13 protein-coding genes and 2 pseudogenes are annotated in these 15,742 nt (G+C 65.5%); 5 read left to right on the plus strand and 10 right to left on the minus strand.

Annotated elements, in window-relative coordinates; all coding sequences use genetic code 11:
• The first annotated feature begins 535 nt into the window (after positions 1-535).
• Both VKI00_RS32105 and VKI00_RS32110 read left to right on the plus strand, forming a co-directional pair.
• Entirely contained in the window at positions 536-967 is a 432-nt protein-coding gene (locus tag VKI00_RS32105) for a TA system antitoxin ParD family protein (RefSeq protein ID WP_324447290.1), read from the plus strand.
• The gene (locus VKI00_RS32110) at positions 964-1,539 is read left to right on the plus strand and encodes a zeta toxin family protein (RefSeq protein ID WP_324447292.1); all 576 of its coding nucleotides are present in this window, start codon (positions 964-966) and stop codon (positions 1,537-1,539) included. Before VKI00_RS32105 ends, VKI00_RS32110 begins: the two co-directional genes overlap by 4 nt.
• A gap of 59 nt (positions 1,540-1,598) precedes the next feature.
• On the opposite strand, the gene VKI00_RS32115 is transcribed toward VKI00_RS32110, so the two are convergent.
• The 10 genes and pseudogenes from VKI00_RS32115 to VKI00_RS32160 form a co-directional block, all read right to left on the minus strand.
• Positions 1,599-1,928, minus strand: a complete 330-nt coding sequence (locus tag VKI00_RS32115) for a type II toxin-antitoxin system PemK/MazF family toxin (protein ID WP_324447294.1) — start codon at positions 1,926-1,928, stop codon at positions 1,599-1,601.
• A pseudogene (locus VKI00_RS32120) lies at positions 1,925-2,176 on the minus strand (antitoxin); the annotation flags it as partial. The pseudogene VKI00_RS32120 and the gene VKI00_RS32115, both read right to left, overlap by 4 nt.
• Before the next feature lie 31 nt (positions 2,177-2,207).
• Positions 2,208-3,083 carry an alpha/beta fold hydrolase gene (locus tag VKI00_RS32125; RefSeq protein ID WP_324447296.1) on the minus strand — a complete coding sequence of 292 codons (876 nt, stop codon included), beginning with the start codon at positions 3,081-3,083 and terminating at the stop codon, positions 2,208-2,210.
• Between the two features lie 470 nt (positions 3,084-3,553).
• The gene (locus VKI00_RS32130) at positions 3,554-4,108 is read right to left on the minus strand and encodes a nitroreductase family deazaflavin-dependent oxidoreductase (RefSeq protein WP_324447298.1); all 555 of its coding nucleotides are present in this window, start codon (positions 4,106-4,108) and stop codon (positions 3,554-3,556) included.
• A 204-nt stretch (positions 4,109-4,312) separates the two neighbouring features.
• Positions 4,313-5,497: an imidazolonepropionase gene (gene hutI / locus VKI00_RS32135; RefSeq protein ID WP_324447300.1), complete on the minus strand. Its 1,185-nt coding sequence runs from the start codon at positions 5,495-5,497 to the stop codon at positions 4,313-4,315.
• Positions 5,494-6,870, minus strand: coding sequence for a formimidoylglutamate deiminase (locus VKI00_RS32140; RefSeq protein ID WP_324447302.1), 1,377 nt, complete (start codon positions 6,868-6,870; stop codon positions 5,494-5,496). The genes hutI and VKI00_RS32140 overlap by 4 nt, the downstream gene beginning before the upstream one ends.
• Before the next feature lie 58 nt (positions 6,871-6,928).
• The gene (locus VKI00_RS32145; RefSeq protein WP_324447304.1) at positions 6,929-8,011 is read right to left on the minus strand and encodes a hypothetical protein; all 1,083 of its coding nucleotides are present in this window, start codon (positions 8,009-8,011) and stop codon (positions 6,929-6,931) included.
• Positions 8,012-8,084: 73 nt separating this feature from the next.
• Positions 8,085-10,391, minus strand: a pseudogene (locus tag VKI00_RS32150) (GH92 family glycosyl hydrolase); the annotation flags it as partial.
• A gap of 60 nt (positions 10,392-10,451) precedes the next feature.
• Positions 10,452-11,399, minus strand: coding sequence for a class I SAM-dependent methyltransferase (locus tag VKI00_RS32155; RefSeq protein ID WP_324447306.1), 948 nt, complete (start codon positions 11,397-11,399; stop codon positions 10,452-10,454).
• A 2-nt stretch (positions 11,400-11,401) separates the two neighbouring features.
• Entirely contained in the window at positions 11,402-12,349 is a 948-nt protein-coding gene (locus VKI00_RS32160) for a class I SAM-dependent methyltransferase (RefSeq protein ID WP_324447308.1), read from the minus strand.
• Positions 12,350-12,501: 152 nt separating this feature from the next.
• Here VKI00_RS32160 and VKI00_RS32165 point away from each other — a divergent pair, with 152 nt between their 5' ends.
• The 3 genes from VKI00_RS32165 (at position 12,502) to VKI00_RS32175 (ending at position 15,681) form a co-directional block, all read left to right on the plus strand.
• The gene (locus tag VKI00_RS32165) at positions 12,502-12,759 is read left to right on the plus strand and encodes a CopG family transcriptional regulator (protein WP_324447310.1); all 258 of its coding nucleotides are present in this window, start codon (positions 12,502-12,504) and stop codon (positions 12,757-12,759) included.
• Positions 12,756-13,133, plus strand: coding sequence for a type II toxin-antitoxin system VapC family toxin (locus tag VKI00_RS32170; RefSeq protein WP_324447312.1), 378 nt, complete (start codon positions 12,756-12,758; stop codon positions 13,131-13,133). The genes VKI00_RS32165 and VKI00_RS32170 overlap by 4 nt, the downstream gene beginning before the upstream one ends.
• A 172-nt stretch (positions 13,134-13,305) precedes the next feature.
• The gene (locus VKI00_RS32175; RefSeq protein ID WP_324447314.1) at positions 13,306-15,681 is read left to right on the plus strand and encodes a lysylphosphatidylglycerol synthase transmembrane domain-containing protein; all 2,376 of its coding nucleotides are present in this window, start codon (positions 13,306-13,308) and stop codon (positions 15,679-15,681) included.
• Positions 15,682-15,742 lie beyond the last annotated feature (61 nt).

The raw sequence follows: 15,742 nt of genomic DNA on the forward strand, positions 1-15,742 counted from the left end.
CGCACCGCAACTCCTCACCCGGGCAGAGGTGGCTCGGCGAGCGTACAACGAATCGGCGGTTGTCAGGTGAAAACATATTCATAGAAGCCCTGAAGCAACTCTCCTCTGCCGCAGGGGGCTTCCCTGCTGGAACAGCTTCAACCAAACGACCGGGTGGTTCCGGGCAGCGTGTCAGCGACCACCGCGTGTTGCTCAAAGAATCACGCGGGCAAGCACTTCGGCGTAGGCCTGATTCGACCCGATCACGCTCAGCCACGCTCCCACCACGGCCCGGCGGCTGGGCTTGGCCCGGATTAGGAGCTCAGTTGTGGGCTGCCGACATCCCGGCGGTCGGTGGTCGCGGTGAAGTCCTCGATCAGCTCGACCACCTTGTTGGGTAACGGACCGGCAGCTGTCCGAACTTCCGGCCATGCCGTGGATCAGCAGGAGGACTTCCCCTGCTTGTCGGCATTGATGCCCTAGCACGCTTCAGACCGGGGCGTTGAGGTGTTGCAATCTGCTACAGTTGTAGCAGGTTGCTACAGCAGGAGGCGTCATGGCGAACACCGCTGATCGAGTGACCCGCGTCGCCGCCGACCTGATGGACAGCGCGGCCGCCGAGGGTGCGCGACAAAGCCGCTCGGCCAAGCAGCAGCTCGACCACTGGGCGCGGGTGGGTCGCGCGGTGTCGAGTCAGCAGACAGCGGCCCGGCGCCGGGTCGAGGCCGCGCTGACCGGCGATCTGGAGCTGCGCGAGCTGAGCGTCGAAGAGGGCGCGGTGTTCAACGCCGAGATCGCAGCGGCCGTCCAAGAGAAACTCGCGGAATCGCATTACGGGACCCTGCTGGCCGAGCGCGGCATCACCACCGTGGCCCTCGACGACAACGGTGACATCGTCGAGCACCGCCCTGATGGGTCCTCGGTCGTGCTGACCACCAAACGGAAAGCGCCACGACGCAGGAAGGCCAGCGCCGCGCCCACCCGATGAAGCGGCTCGATCTGGTCGTCGGACCCAACGGAGCCGGCAAGTCGACGTTCGTCGAATTCACCCTGGCGCCACTGCTGCCCGGCAGCGCCTTCGTGAACGCCGACGAGATCGCCCGACAACGCTGGCCCGATGACCACGTCTCGCATGCGTATCAGGCCGCGCGGGTGGCGGCCGAGACGAGGGCCAAGCTCATCGAGCTGGGCGCATCGTTCATCGCCGAGACGGTGTTCTCCCATCCGTCCAAGCTGGAACTGATCGATGCCGCCCGCGCGGCGGACTACACGATCGTCCTGCATGTCCTGCTGATCCCCGAGGACCTTGCGGTCGAGCGGGTCCGGCACCGGGTCAGCGCCGGCGGACACGATGTGCCCGAGGATAAGATTCGCGAACGCTACCAACGTCTTTGGGGGCTCGTCGCCGCCGCGATCGGCCGATGCGATTCGACAACCGTGTACGACAACAGCGGGCTCGAAGGCCCGCGCATCATCGCGCAGATGAACGACGGCTTCCTCATCGGCGCGTCGGCCTGGCCGGCGTGGACGCCCGGCACCCTGCGGTCAGGCTGGACTTAGGCGAGAAACATCTCCCCGCCGCCCGGCCGCGCTTCTCGTAGCGATTGCAGCGATTCAGATCAGCCAGTGCAGTCGACCGCGACCTCGAGGGCTCCGCAGATCTCACGCATCCGGGTATCGGCAAGCCAGCCAAGTCGACTGACCAAGACTGCGACCGAGACGCTCTCGACTGAGTCCAGGTTGGCCGCCGAGCGGCGCGGGATCGGGTCGAGCCCCGGCTCAAGGACAACCTCGCTGGCAAGTCCCCGGATGGTTGTCGTGCAGGGTGCGACGAGGGCGCGTCGCAGCCGCGGGATCGCGGCGTCACGCGACAGGACAACCACCGGACGGCGGCCGATCTCAGCCAATTCGCACCACCACACCTCACCGCGAGCGGGCAGCACACTCACGAGGCGCCCGCCGCCCGCCGCCACGATGCCAGGTCGCCCCACTCGTCCGGCTCATCAGCTGGGTGCTCGTCATAGGCCGCGTAGGCGGCGTCGACCTGAGCGGATCGGTGCTGGGCGAGCAGTGCCGCCAGGGCCTCGTCGATGAGGGCGGCGTCGGTGATTCCCGACCGCACGCTCCGTGCACTCCCGAGGAGTTGGGGATCCACAGTCGTACTCAAGCGTATGCGGTTCATGCCATCATTATGCCACTCAACGGCTAGGTGCCCCGCTTGAGCCGGACTACGAGCTCAGCTCCGGACTCCCCACGTCGCGAGTCTCGCTGGTTGTCGCGATGAAGTCCTCGATCAGCTCGACCACCTCGTTGGGTGCCTCTACCTGCGGGAAGTGACCGACATGGGGCAGCACCTCGAGTCGGCTGTCGGTGCGCGCCTCGTGCGCGGCATAGGCGTGGTCGACGGGAATGATGCTGTCCCGATCGCCCCAGATCGCCATGATCGGTAGGTCCTCGCGCAGGCTCAGCCGGTTCAGCGCACTGACCGCCTGCCCGCGGTAATCGACCACAGACCGCAGCGTCCGCAGGAAGGACGCCCGGGTGTCGCGATCTGACAGCGACGAGTACGCGCTCCACAACTCCGCACCCCGCGGCGAATGAACGCCGGCGGACCGCAACCATGACCGCAGCTTGTTGCCGACATCGAGCACCGGCTTGGGCGCAATGACCGGCAGCACCAGCTCCGCTCCGGGCGCCGAAAGCAGCCGCAGTATCAATCCGACATCGGGGCCCAGCCCGCCGCTGCTGATCAGGACCAACCGCTTGACGTAATCGGGGTGCTGGTAGACGAACTGCATGGCGACACCACCGCCGAGCGAGTGGCCGACCACCGTGGCGTGGCTGACACCCAGTTCGTCGAGGAAATCGCGCAGCCACACCGCGAATGCGCCCAGCGAGTAGTCGCTGCGGGGTTTCGCCGACTCGCCGTGGCCCAGCAGGTCTGGCGCGATCACCCGGAATTTCTTCGACAGCTGCGGTAATACGGACCGCCAGCTGTCCGAACTTCTCGCCATGCCGTGGATCAGCAGCAGGACTTCCCCGTCACCGTCGTCGCGGTAAGCGACCCGATCGCCGTGCAACTCCAGAAACTTCAACTCGTTCATTGACCCGGTGTACCCGCTCGAGCCCTGCGAAAAGCCGCGCTGAGGCCAATCGTGGCAGAAAACACCAGGTGCCGCTCCGGGGGCTCGTGGGGCCGTCCGATACCGCGGGCGACGGCGGCATCAGGACAACGACACGCCCGCGGCAGGACACCAAACCATAACGATCCGGCAACCACCCTGTATTCGCGATACCAGGGATGCCAGTGTGATGGTTGTGATTAAGGATGTCGACGACCGCGTCGGCTCCATTGGGGGACACAAATGGACAGACGACCGCACCGCTGTATGCGGGGCCACTGGCTGCTGCCGGGACACATGCTCGTCGGAAGCATGCCGTGTTCCTGCGGTCGGCACACCACATGGGAGTGCGAATGCAGCGACGTCACCTATGAGCCGGTGCTCACCGAATCGTGCACCTTGTTTAAGCGTCGTCGCGCGGTTCGAAGCCGCTGAGCGGGCCCCACTCGTGGTTACCGCGATGTGTGTTCCAGCGCGGATTCAGCCGGCGGCGACGCCTCAGCCTGATCCGTTACGGCGTGCAGCCACACGAAGTCATGTATTCCGGCCAGGCGCAGCAGGATCCGCTCCGGCATACGCCATGCCCGCATCGCATCAGGCCCGGAAATCAGCTCAGGCCGCTCCAGCTGGAAGTTGTGTCCTTTCCAGGTAAGCGTGCCTGTCCCGGCGGCCATCAGGTTTCGGTACCAGTCGGTGTGAGGGCCGTAACCCAACGGCAGCAGGAACCCATCACCGTAGGCGCACGTGCCCAACGATGTTTGGTAGCTAAGCCCGCTACGGCGGCCCACGTGGGTCAGCAGGCCCCACGACGACCGCGGACTTCCGGAGAAGTTGCGGGTCATGTTGTTATACCTCGTTATGGCCTTCTTGAACGGGCCGATCTTGAGCATCCGGTCCCGGTTTCGTCGAAAGACCCTCGGCAACACCACCAACCACGCCAATGCCACGCCGACAGTCGCTGCGACAGCAATCCCGATGCGTCCGCCAGCGCTCTTTTCACTCCCCATGTGCAACCTCCTTGAGTCTCAAGCTCACACGAGGACCATTTGATACGCCAGAGGCAAAGGTCCTTGACGACTCGACCGTCCGGCGACAGACAGCCGCGCTACGTCCTCTGCGCGGACACGAACAAGTTGTGCGGTGCAGTGTCCTGCACCTCTTCGGGCGGCCTGCGGTCGTAGCTGGCCATCAACTCCAGGGGGGAACGAAAGTCACCGGAAATGCTGTCCGCCTTTGACCACGTCGCGAATCAGCGGCACACCAGGCCGATAGGCCAGGTGGATGTAGGAGGGGGCGTTCAGCCGCACGAAGTCGGCGCGTCGCCCGACGGCGAGCGTCCCGATATCGGGACGCCGCAACGCTGCCGCACCGCCCGCGGTGGCCGACCAGATCGCCTCGGCCGGAGTGAAATTCATGTCGCGCACGGCTACCGCGATACAGAACGACATGCTGGTGGTGAAGGAGCTGCCCGGGTTGCAGTCCGTGGCCAACGCGACGGTCACACCGGCGTCGAGCAGTCGCCTCCCGTCCGGCCAGCGCGCACGGGTGGAGAACTCCGCGCCAGGTAGCAGGGTGGCGACCGTGCCGTCTTCGGCCTGGGATGCGCCGGCGAGCGCCTCGACATCGGCGTCGGAGGCGTAGGTGCAGTGGTCGACCGACGCCGCGCCTAGTTCGACCGCGAGCTGGATCCCCGCACCAGGTCCCAGCTGGCCAGCATGCAATCGCGGCGTGAGGCCTGCCGCCATTCCCGCGGTCAGAATGTGGCGAGCTTCGTCGACGTCGAAGGCGCCGCGTTCGCAGAACACATCGATCCAGGCGGCCAGAGGCGCGCACGCCTGCAACATCGACCCGGCGACCAGATCGACGTAGCCGTCGCGGTCGTCACCGAACTCCACGGGCACGATGTGTGCGCCGAGGAAGGTCGTCTGGTCGGTGACCGATCCGGCAATCCGCAGGCAACGCGCCTCGTCGACGACGTTCAGCCCGTAGCCGCTCTTGGTCTCGAACGTGGTGACGCCCGCCCGCAGCAGCTCGCCCGCGAGGCGTCCGACACTTGCGTGCAATGTCGCGTCGTCCGCGGCCCTGGTGGCTGCCACGGTCGCGGCGATGCCACCAGCGCCATAGGGCTCGCCGCTCATCCGGGCCGCGAACTCCGCGGACCGATCACCGGCGAACACCAGATGGGTATGGCTGTCCACAAACCCAGGGATGACGGCGGTGCCGTCCCAGCGAACCCGAACGTCGGCGTCGGGGGCATCGGCGCGGCTACCGACCCACGCGATGTGCGCGCCGTCGACGACGATCGCCGCGTCGGGGATGATGCCGAGCGGGCCGCCGGCCCCATGGGCAGGATCGTTGGTGACAAGCTCGCCGATGTCTGTGTACAGGACGGTCATCGGGTGGGCGTCTGATGTCCAGAGTCGACGTCCATCAGATCGGTTATGGCGCTGGCTAATTCGGACGCTACATTCGGGACGTTGACGTGTGTGCCGTCAGCGACGACGGTGCGGCCGTCGACCACCACGTCGGTCACGTCGTTGGCAGTGGCGGCGAACACGACGTTCTCGACCGTCGGTCCGCCGCCTGCGGTGCGGACAGAATTGACGTCGACCGCGACGAAGTCGGCGCGCGATCCGACAGCGAGCCGACCGGCATCAGGCCAACCCAATGCAGCGTGGCCGTCGGCGGTGGCGGCGCGCAGCAGCCGCTCGGCAGTGATGATGCCGCGCTGTCCGCTGGCCAGCCGCTCATCGAGTTCGACAGCGCGGGCTTCCTCGAAAAGGTCGATCACTGCATGGCTATCGGACCCAAGGCTAAAAAGCCCGCGCCCGGCCAAAAGCGCTGGGGCGGGCCCAATTCCGTCACCAAGGTCGCGTTCCGTTGTCGGGCAGAAGCACACCCCCGTTGCAGTCTGATCGAGGTCGGTCACATCGTCAGCGGTGAGGTGGGTGACGTGTACGGCTGTGGTCCGGGGACCGAGCGCACCGACATCGCGAAGGACCCCGGTGGGGGTGCGGCCGTAGACGGCCAGCGACTGCTCGACCTCTGCGGGCTGCTCCGAGGAGTGCACATGTAGCGGAACACGCTGTGCCGCTGCCCATTCGACCACGGCAGGGATATCGTCGAGCGGAACGGCGCGCACCGAGTGCAACGCCGCGCCGATCAGCACATCGGGCCTGTCGGCGCATTCAGAGCTCAATGCCGTCACCCGCTGGGCCCAGCGCTCGCCAGTGCCATCCCCGAACCGGCGCTGTGGACCGTCGGCCAAGGGCGTGCCGTCCGGCGCGGCGGACAGGTAGCACGTGTCGAGCAGCGTCATACGGATACCAGCGTTGGCGGCGCCCTCGATCACGGCGTGCCCCATAGCATTCGGGTCAGAGTAGGGCGCTCCGCCGACGTCGTGGTGCAGATAGTGGAATTCGCCGACCGCAGTGATTCCGGCCAGCGCCATTTCCGCGTACACCGCCCGGGCCAATGCCCGGTAGCGATCAGGATTGAGTCGGTCCACCGCGTGATACATCAGGTTGCGCCAGGTCCAGAACGATCCGCGGTCGCGTTGAGTGCGCGAGCGGAGCGCCCGGTGAAACGCATGCGAGTGGACGTTGGCCAGGCCGGGCACCACGAGGCCGGTGAGCCGTCGCGCCCCTGGCACCGGTTCGGCATCGGCGCGCAGGTCTTCGATCCGGCCGTCGGCGACCGAGATCAGTACGCGATCGGCGACATTGGTACCACCGAGCCAGGCATGCTCACACCACCAGGCGTCTGTCACCGGCCGACCCGATCCGCCATCGCGTCGCCAAACGTGTCTTCCATCCGTCGGATCCCGTTTAGGCGTGCTCGGCGCTGGGCGCAGCGGTGCTTGTCGTTTGCGTGCTAGCAACATCCATCGAAGGCCGCTGCCATGTCAGATACAGATGGCTGCCCGGTAGCTGAACGTCCGGCACATGCCAGCTCCAAGACCCCGCTTCGTGGTGAGTAATGACGGCCCCCGCGGCGCCAAAACTGGCCTCGAATTTGTAATCCGCCGGTGCTGTGGCGTGCAAGTCGAGACCAAGGCTGGGCGGTCGGAGCAGATCGAGAAAGATGCTGTCTTCGAGGCGATGGTAGGAGATACGCACAGTTTCTACCGGCAACACGTTCTCGTCGCCAGGTTGAATATTCACCTTCCAGGTAACCGTGTCGTAGGGGATGAAGTTGGCATCCACCTTTTTGCGCTGTTTCTCTGCCAGCGCTTTGAGCTGCTCTGCTGACTTATCCACGCCCATCGTGGGCAGGTGCAGTCGACACAGCTGGTTGGCAGGCAATCCCGGGAGATGTGATCTCTGAACAGAGGTGCGGACCTCGAAGGTGATGGGACCGTGTGTGAGGTTCAGAATCTCGTAGGACGTGACGCACCTGACCTGGAAATATCGGTCGGGATACTCGGATGAAGATGGCATTTCATGGAACTCGTATTTGAAGACAAGGTTCTGCCGCACACAGGGCAGACGAAGGATGTCCCGGAGGTGAGTCTTGACCTTGAACGGCAGCGCATACCCCACGGCGAAGTCGATAGCGTCCTTGGCGACCTCCGAAACCAGAGTTCGTTTGACATAGCCGTCGACAGCGAAAGCTAGGATCGCGGCGATAACCATCGCGTCGCCGAATTTGTTTAGCAGCTCGGACAGCCAGCCGTGGGGCAGATGTTTGTTTAGCGCCTCGAACAGGCTCAGCACCGCGGGCAGATATTTGTTTAACAGCGCGGACAGCCACGGCCCGCCGGGCAGGTGCAGGTCCTTCCCCTCGGGAACACACATCAGGCCCACGCCCACTACAAGAATGACGAACAGGACAAGCCTGAACTTCCAACGAGCGCTTTTCGACTCTTCTTCCGGAGCTTCGGCCGACTTCTCTTCCTGGGCCTCGGGCATACCGGATAGTAGTAAGGATTGCGACGAAGAAGCAATGAGAAACCTAGGCCGCCAAATCAGCGCATGGTCACCCCGAGCGGCCCGCACCGAACGACGGGGGCGCGGAGGACTCAGCCGTGCCCCAGAGCCGATTGGGAATGGTGGCGAGCGAGAATGTGAGGTCGCCACCGGCGCTGATGATCGAGTCCGACACAAACGTGTGATCCGTGGGTTGGCCGTCGATGCTCAGGCCGTTGATGTACTTCATGCCGTTCGATGCGCCCGGGGCGGAGATTTTGATGGATTTGCCTGCGGGAAGCGCGATCTCAGCACGATCGAACAGCGGTGTGTTGACCGTGAGGAGCGTTGTCCCCGGGGTGATCGGGTACAGGCCGAGGGCCGCCCAAACGTACCAGCTGGACAGCGCGCCGAGGTCGTCGTTGCCGGGCTCACCGCCAGGCGTGGGGCGGAACAAGTCGCTGCGCACCCGGTCGACCGTCTCCTGGGTTTTCCACGGTTGACCGAGATAGTTGTACAGCCACGGCACCCCGAAGCCCGGCTCGTTCCCGATCCATAGATGGGGCTCGTTCGGGCCCGCGTTGAGCTCCGTGGTGAAGCGGTCCAACCGGTCGGCCACTGCCTGCCGGCCGCCGAGGGCGCTCACCAGGCCGGCGATGTTCTGCGGCACCAACCACACGTACTGCTCGGCGTTGCCCTCCTCGAATCCGTCCTGTCCGAAATCCGATGTGGGCCCGGAAAACCCAGAACTGACAAGGAAAGCACCCTCGGGGCTGCGCGGCGAGAGGTAACCGGTCGCCGGATTGAACAAGTTGTTCCAGTACCGCGTCCGGTTGCGGAATTCGGCGGCAATCACGGTCTCGTCCAGCGCGTCGGCGAATCGCGAAATAGCGAAGTCATCGACCGACCACTCCAGCGTGGTCGAGGCGCCGTCGATCCCATGGTCGCCGCGGAACTCATCGGTCTGCGGCGCGTAGCCGTGCTGGATGTAGGTGGCGATTCCCGGCCGCTCCACGTAGCCGCCCCGCCCGACACCGCCGTCCGTCCCCGCCTTCCGCATGTAATACAGCGCCTTTTTGAGGTCAAAGTCCTTGGCCCCGAACATGTAGAGGTTGACGATCAGCGCTACCACGCTGTCTCCGGTCATCTCGCCGGTCGCCGAATTCGCCAGCGCCCAACGCGGAAACGATCCGCTCTGCTCGGCGTCGTTCACCAGCGACTGGGCCATGTCGCTGGCCCGCTCGGGAAAGAGCAGTGCCTGCAGGGCGGCAAGGCAGCGGTAGGAGTCCCAGTCAGAGAAGTTGGTGTACTGGGTGTGCCCCTTGGCCACGGTGTGGATGCCGCCGTCGAATCCGAGGTAGCGTCCGTCCGCGTCGTTAAAAGTGTTGGGGTGCAATAAAGACCGGTAGAGGGAGGTGTAGAAGGTTGTCAGCTCGCCGATATTGGTGCCGACCACCGCGATGCGCGACAGCGCGGCATTCCATTCGCGCGATGCGGCGGCACGGACGTCGTCGAAGCTCGCTTTACCCTCGTCGGCGAGGTTCGCTCGCGCTGCGTCGACACTGATATAGGACAGCGCGGTCCGCACCTCGAGCACCGAGCCGGCCGGGAACGCCGCGTATCCCCCGCTCGAACTCGAATCCGCTCGGTGGACGCCGGCGAATACCGACTTGCCGTCCCAGGTTCCGTAGAAATTGAACGGCCGGCTGAACTTCATCGCGAAATACACTCGGTAAGAGTTGTTCTTCATGCAGAATCCGCGACTGGTCGACGATCCGGTGATCGTGGTGTTATCGCCGCCGATCTCGATGTTCGCGGCTGAGTTGCCCGCCAGCGACCCGCCGGAGCGCACTTTAAACAGGGCGGGCTTACCGTTGGGCGGGTAGTGAAACCGGCCGATGCCGGCGCGGGTGGTGGCGGTCAGTTCCGCGGTCACCCCGGTGTCGGGGAACCGCGCGGTGTAGTAGCCGGGCACGCCCACCTCGGTGTTGTCGTGGGCGATCTTCTCCCAGGCGCTCCAGGGTTGCGAGCCGATCGGGGTGGTGGTGGGCAGCATCGGGATGTCGCCGAACGCGGGGCAGCCCACCGAGGCGTGGGTCAGGCTGAATCCAGTGAAGCGCTCGTTGTCGTGGTGGTAGCCGGCGTAGGCGTCGGTGGTGTCCGGCGAGTACTGCACCATCCCGAACGGCACGGCGGCGCCGGGGAAGTTGTTGATCTGTCCACCCGTCACGCTCGACCCGGTGCCAATGAGCGTGTCGACGTGGCCGGCAGGGTTGGTGACGAACGGAGGCTTGTCGGCGCGCACCGCGAACGGAGCGCCGGTCAACATCACGCAGCCAAGCACCAACGCCGCCAAAGCGGGGAGAGCCCTTCGTGACCGCATAGCTGTCTATTACTGCATAGCCGTCACTTTGGCACTGAGCCAGCCTGCTTGTAGCAGCCGCTACGACTCCAACCGCTCCGCCGCCACGAACAAGTTATGCGGCGTCGTGTCCTGCACCTCTTCGGGCGGCCTGCGGTCGTGGCTAGCCATCAGCTCCGGCGTCGTCGTCACCGTGACGTTCCAGCCGTGGCGGCCAAACCACTCCCCGACGTCTTCGCGCTCCTCGAAGTACCAGAGTTCGTCGTTGCGGGGAAGTTCGCGCTGCGGGTCTGCTTTGGCCATCACCGCCCGTATCCGTTCCATCCGCTCGCGCCGTTTGGCGCGTATCTCGGGGTCGAGGAAGTCGGCACTGAGCGCCTCCACGGCGACGCGGCTGCCGGCGACCGTCAGCTCGTGAATACGCTCGAGCAGCAATTCTTGAGCCGCCGCAGGCAAATACGGCGTCAGCCCCTCCGCCGACCAGACGCTGGGCGCCGAGGCGTCAAAACCGGCCTGCCGCAACGCGGTTGGCCAATCCTGACGCAGATCCACCGGCACCGCGACCCGGCGGCAGGCCGGCTCGGCCCCATGCTCGTGCAACGTCGACGCCTTGAAGTCCAACACCTTGGGCTGATCCAGCTCATAGACCGTCACCCAATCCGGCCACGGCAACCGCCACGACCGCGCATCCAGACCCGCCGCCAGGATCACCGCCTGCCGGATGCCCGCACGAGTGGCGTCCAAGAAAAGCCCATCGAAAAACGCTGTCCGGCAAGCCATGTAGCTCACCATCGCCTGCATCTGCAGCGGCACCAAAGGTTCGGCCTCGAGCACCTCCGCCGGCAGCGGCTCAACGGAATGCCAATTCCACACCCCGTCGCCCGCGGCATCGAGGAAAACCTGCGCAAACGGATCGCGGATCAACGGGTTCTCGCTGCGCGTTTCGGCCGCCCGCGACGACGCCACACCCAGCGCCGTCGCACCCACGCTCTCGGTGATCTCCCAGGTGTCGTTGTCAGTTCTCGCCACGCTCATGCTCCCCTCTTCGCCGACACGAACAACGTATCGGGCGATCCGTCCTCAAGGCCCTCCGGCGGGCGCCGGTCGTAACGGGCCATCATCTCCTCGGTGCTCAGCACCGACACCTCCCAACCGTGCTCGCGCAACCAGTCGCCGACATCGGTGCGGTCCTCGAAGTACCACAACTCCTCGAAGTCGGGAAAATCGTGCTCCTCGCGCCCCAGCTGCGCAGCCAGCGCGCGGTAGCGCTGCATCTGCGCGCGCTGCCGCTCCCGCGCGTCGGGGTTGTTGAAATCCGGGCCCGGCGACTCGGCGGCCACCCGGCTGCCCGGCGCGGTCAGCGCCTGAATCCGCTCGAACAGCAGATCCTGGGCCGCAGCCGGCAGAAACGGCAACAGCCCCTCGGCGGTGAACGCGCTCGGCGCGGAAGGGTCAAAACCGGCCTGCCGCAACGCCGTTGGCCAGTCGTGGCGCAGATCGACGGGCACGGTGACCAGATTGGCCGTCGGCTGCGCGCCGCGCTCGGCCAACGTCGACGACTTGAACTCCAGCACCTTGGGCTGATCCAGCTCGTAGACCGTCACCCCGTCCGGCCACGGCAACCGCCACGACCGCGCATCCAAACCGGCCGCCAGGATCACCACCTGCCGCACACCAGCATTAGCGGCGTCGAGGAAGAATTGATCGAAAAACATTGTCCGCGAAGCCATGTAGTCGCGCATGCCCTGCATCCGCAGCGGCACGTCGGGCTCGGCCTCCAGGATCTCGGGCGGCAATTCGGAACTCCCGAACCAGTTCCACATGCCGTCCCCGGCGGCCTCCAGAAACACCCGCGCGAACGGATCGTGGATTAGCGGATTGTCGCTCTCGGTGTCCGCCGCGCGGGCCGCGGCCACACCCAGCGCCGTCGCGCCCACACTCTCGGTGATCTCCCAGCTGTCGTTATCGGTTCTCGGCACTTTCCGTTCCTCCCTAGTCAGCAGCAACCACCCGCGGAGGGTACTAGCGATTTCTGTGAGCCAAGCTAAGAATCTAGGCGGTGCCCGCCGTCCACCTCCCCACGCCGAGGCGCCAAGAACCCTTTTTACATCATAAGATGTAAGATGATGTCATGCGTACGCAGATCACGCTGAACGATGAGGAGCTCGAGCTCCTGGATCGCGCCGCCAGGGCGACCGGCGCATCCCGATCGGAACTGATCCGTCGGGCAATTCACACCACGTACGGAAGTCGAAGCACGGCAGATCGGACGGCGGCCCTGAAGCGAAGCGCCGGCTCGTGGCGAGGACGGGACTTCACCGGCGCCGACTACGTCGACGCGGTTCGCGGCAACCTCGACGACCGCTTGAGCCGGCTCGGTTTGGCGTGAAGCTGGTTGACACCACCATCGCCGTCGACCACCTGCGTGGCGTGTCCGCGGCTGTCGATCTACTCACGGCGCTGACCGACGCCGGCGATGACTTAGTGTCAAGCGAGCTAATCCGATTCGAACTCTTGGCGGGAATCCGAACCAAGGAGCTCACCGCGTTTGAGGAATTCTGCTCTGCCCTGCGTTGGGCGGAGGTGTCCGAGGATGTCGCCCGTCTCGCCGGACAACTCGCCCGTCGGTACCGAAAAAGCCACAGCGGCATCGGCGCGGTCGACTACCTGATCGCGGCGACCGCGATCGTCATCGACGCGGACCTGCTGACCACCAATGTTCGGCACTTCCCGATGTTTACCAGGCTGCGAGCTCCCTATTAACACGCGGGGAACCGGCGTTTTCGCTCAAAGGCGGGCACATCGACACTCGCCTCCCGAAGTGACTGCTGTGACAACCGCAGCTGGTCGCGGATCACCGACTTCAAATCAGGTAAGTGGCGCCGGTCTGCGGTTATGTTGGCGACGGGCTGCTGACAGACGGGATCGTGGGACCATGCAGGTCGACGGGCGCGAGGTCACCGTTTCCGGTAGCCTGCTGCAACCGCTGACCCGCCGCACCAACGACATCCTGCGGGTCGCGCTATCGGGGGCGTTCCTGGCGGTCGTCATCACCAGTTCGCTGATCACCCGCACCCGGTGGGACGAGCTGGAGAAATCCATCTCCCGCATCGTCGGGGTGCTCACCCCCACCCAATCCGATGTGGTCTACCTGGTCTACGGCCTCGCAATCCTGGCGCTGCCGTTCATGATCCTGATCGGGCTGATCCTTTCCCGGCAATGGAAACTGATCGTCCCCTACGCGACCGCCGCGCTCATCGCCATCCTCGCGCTGTCGATCACCGGCAGGCGCATCGCGATGCCGCAATGGCACTTCGACCTCACCGACCGGCTGCCCACAGTGTTGGCGCAATTCCTCGACGACCCGCGCTGGATCGGCATGCTCGCCGCGGTGCTCACCGTGTCAGGCCCCTGGCTGCCCGCGCGCTGGCGGCACTGGTGGTGGGGGCTGCTGCTGGCGTTCGTGCCGATCCACCTTGTGGTCAGCGCCGTCGTGCCGGCCCGCGCACTGTTGGGCCTGGCGGTCGGATGGTTTGTCGGCGCGCTGGTGGTCCTCATCAGCGGCACGCCCGCGCTCGAGGTGCCGCTGGACGGCGTCGTGCGCGCGCTGAACAAACGCGGATTCATCGCGTCGGGGCTCACGGTGGTGCGGCCGGCCGGTGCCGGGCCGCTGATGCTGTCGGCCTCATCGGATGGCCGAGACGCCGACGCGGTGATCGAGATGTACGGCCCGCATCAAAGCAGCGGCGGCACGCTGCGCCAGCTGTGGAGCAAGCTGCGGCTGCGCCGCACCGAGGCCGCGCCCTTTCAGGCGTCCATGCGCCGCGCCGTCGAGCATCGCGCGCTGATGGCGATCGCCATCTGCGAGCTGGGTGTCGCCAACACCGAGGCGATCGCCGTGGGCGCGCTCGACCGCGGCTGGACGTTATTCGCGCACAAGCCTATTCGCGGCGCCTCGCTTAAGCAGTGCGCGACGGCGACGCCGGTTACCCGGGTGTGGGAATCGCTGCGAAAGCTGCAGGACCACCAGATCTCGCACGGCGATCTGCGCGACGCGGAGATCACCGTCGAGGACGGCACGGTTCTTTTCGGCGGGTTCGGGAACGCCGAATACGGCGCCACCGAAAACCAACTCCAATCCGACATCGCCCAGCTGCTGGTGACGACGTCGGCGCTCTACGGCGCCGAATCCGCGGTCAACGCGGCGATCGACGCTTTGGGCAAAGACACCGTGCTGACCGCGTCCGGCAGGCTCACGAAATCCGCTGTGCCGAAACGTGTCCGGGACTCGGTCAACGACCCAAAGGCCGTCATCTCCCGCAGCCGCGCCGCGGTGCTGCGCCAAACCGGCGCCGAGAAGATCCAAGCCGAGACGATCACCCGGTTCACCCGCGGCCAGCTCATCCAGCTGATCCTGCTCGGCGGGCTAGTCTACGTCGCGTATCCGTTCATCAGCACGGTGCCGACGTTCTTCACCGAGTTGAACAAGGCGAACTATTGGTGGGCGGTGCTGGGGCTCTTTGTCTCGGCGATGACCTATGTCGGGGCCGCGGGCACATTGTGGGCCTGTGCCGGTGGCGCCGTGGCCTACTGGAAAATCTTAGTTACCCAGGTAGCCAACACTTTTGCCGCGACCACCACCCCGGCAGGCGTCGGTGGGCTCGCGCTGAGCGTGCGGTTGCTGCAAAAGGGCGGAATGAGCGCGGTGCGAGCCACCACGGCGGTGGCACTGCAGCAAGCCGTGCAGGTGATCGTCCACGTCACGTTGCTGATCTTCTTCAGCGCCGCCGCAGGTGCGGGAACCGACCTGTCGCACTTCGTCCCGAAAGCCTCCCTACTGTACTTGCTCGGGGGCGTGGCGCTGGGCCTTGCCGGCACATTCTTGTTCGTGCCCAGGTTGCGGCGCTGGCTGGCGACGGACGTGCGGCCACAGCTCAAGGAGGTCACCACCGACCTCGTCGCGCTTGCCCGCGAACCGAAGCGACTGGGGTTGATCCTGCTCGGTTGTGCCGGAACGACTATCGGCTCGGCGATAGCGCTGTGGGCCAGCGTCCAAGCCTTCGGCGGCGACGTCACGTTCGTCGCCGTTACCGTGGTGACGATGGTCGGTGGGACCCTCGCCTCAGCCGCTCCCACCCCTGGCGGTGTCGGCGCCGTCGAAGCCGCGCTGATCGGTGGGCTCGCCGCCTTCGGCGTGCCCGCGGCCGTCGCCGTGCCGTCGGTGCTGCTGTATCGGGTGCTCACCTGCTGGCTACCGGTGTTCGTCGGCTGGCCGGTCATGCGGTGGCTGACCGACAAGGACATGGTCTAGTTACCTTGTCGCACAAAGCGTTAAGCAATCGAACAGACTTTATTACTGCGACGGACTTTTG

The sequence above is a fragment of the Mycobacterium sp. genome (assembly GCF_035314665.1).
Classification (GTDB): Bacteria; Actinomycetota; Actinomycetes; order Mycobacteriales; family Mycobacteriaceae; genus Mycobacterium.

Bases quoted from the DNA above. Each gene is read 5' to 3' on its own strand.
- VKI00_RS32105 (WP_324447290.1), top strand. From the start codon at position 536: ATGGCGAACACCGCTGATCGAGTGACCCGCGTCGCCGCCGACCTGATG.
- VKI00_RS32110 (WP_324447292.1), top strand. From the start codon at position 964: ATGAAGCGGCTCGATCTGGTCGTCGGACCCAACGGAGCCGGCAAGTCG.
- VKI00_RS32125 (WP_324447296.1), bottom strand. From the start codon at position 3,083: ATGAACGAGTTGAAGTTTCTGGAGTTGCACGGCGATCGGGTCGCTTAC.
- VKI00_RS32130 (WP_324447298.1), bottom strand. From the start codon at position 4,108: ATGGGGAGTGAAAAGAGCGCTGGCGGACGCATCGGGATTGCTGTCGCA.
- hutI (WP_324447300.1), bottom strand. From the start codon at position 5,497: ATGACCGTCCTGTACACAGACATCGGCGAGCTTGTCACCAACGATCCT.
- VKI00_RS32145 (WP_324447304.1), bottom strand. From the start codon at position 8,011: ATGCCCGAGGCCCAGGAAGAGAAGTCGGCCGAAGCTCCGGAAGAAGAG.
- VKI00_RS32165 (WP_324447310.1), top strand. From the start codon at position 12,502: ATGCGTACGCAGATCACGCTGAACGATGAGGAGCTCGAGCTCCTGGAT.
- VKI00_RS32175 (WP_324447314.1), top strand. From the start codon at position 13,306: ATGCAGGTCGACGGGCGCGAGGTCACCGTTTCCGGTAGCCTGCTGCAA.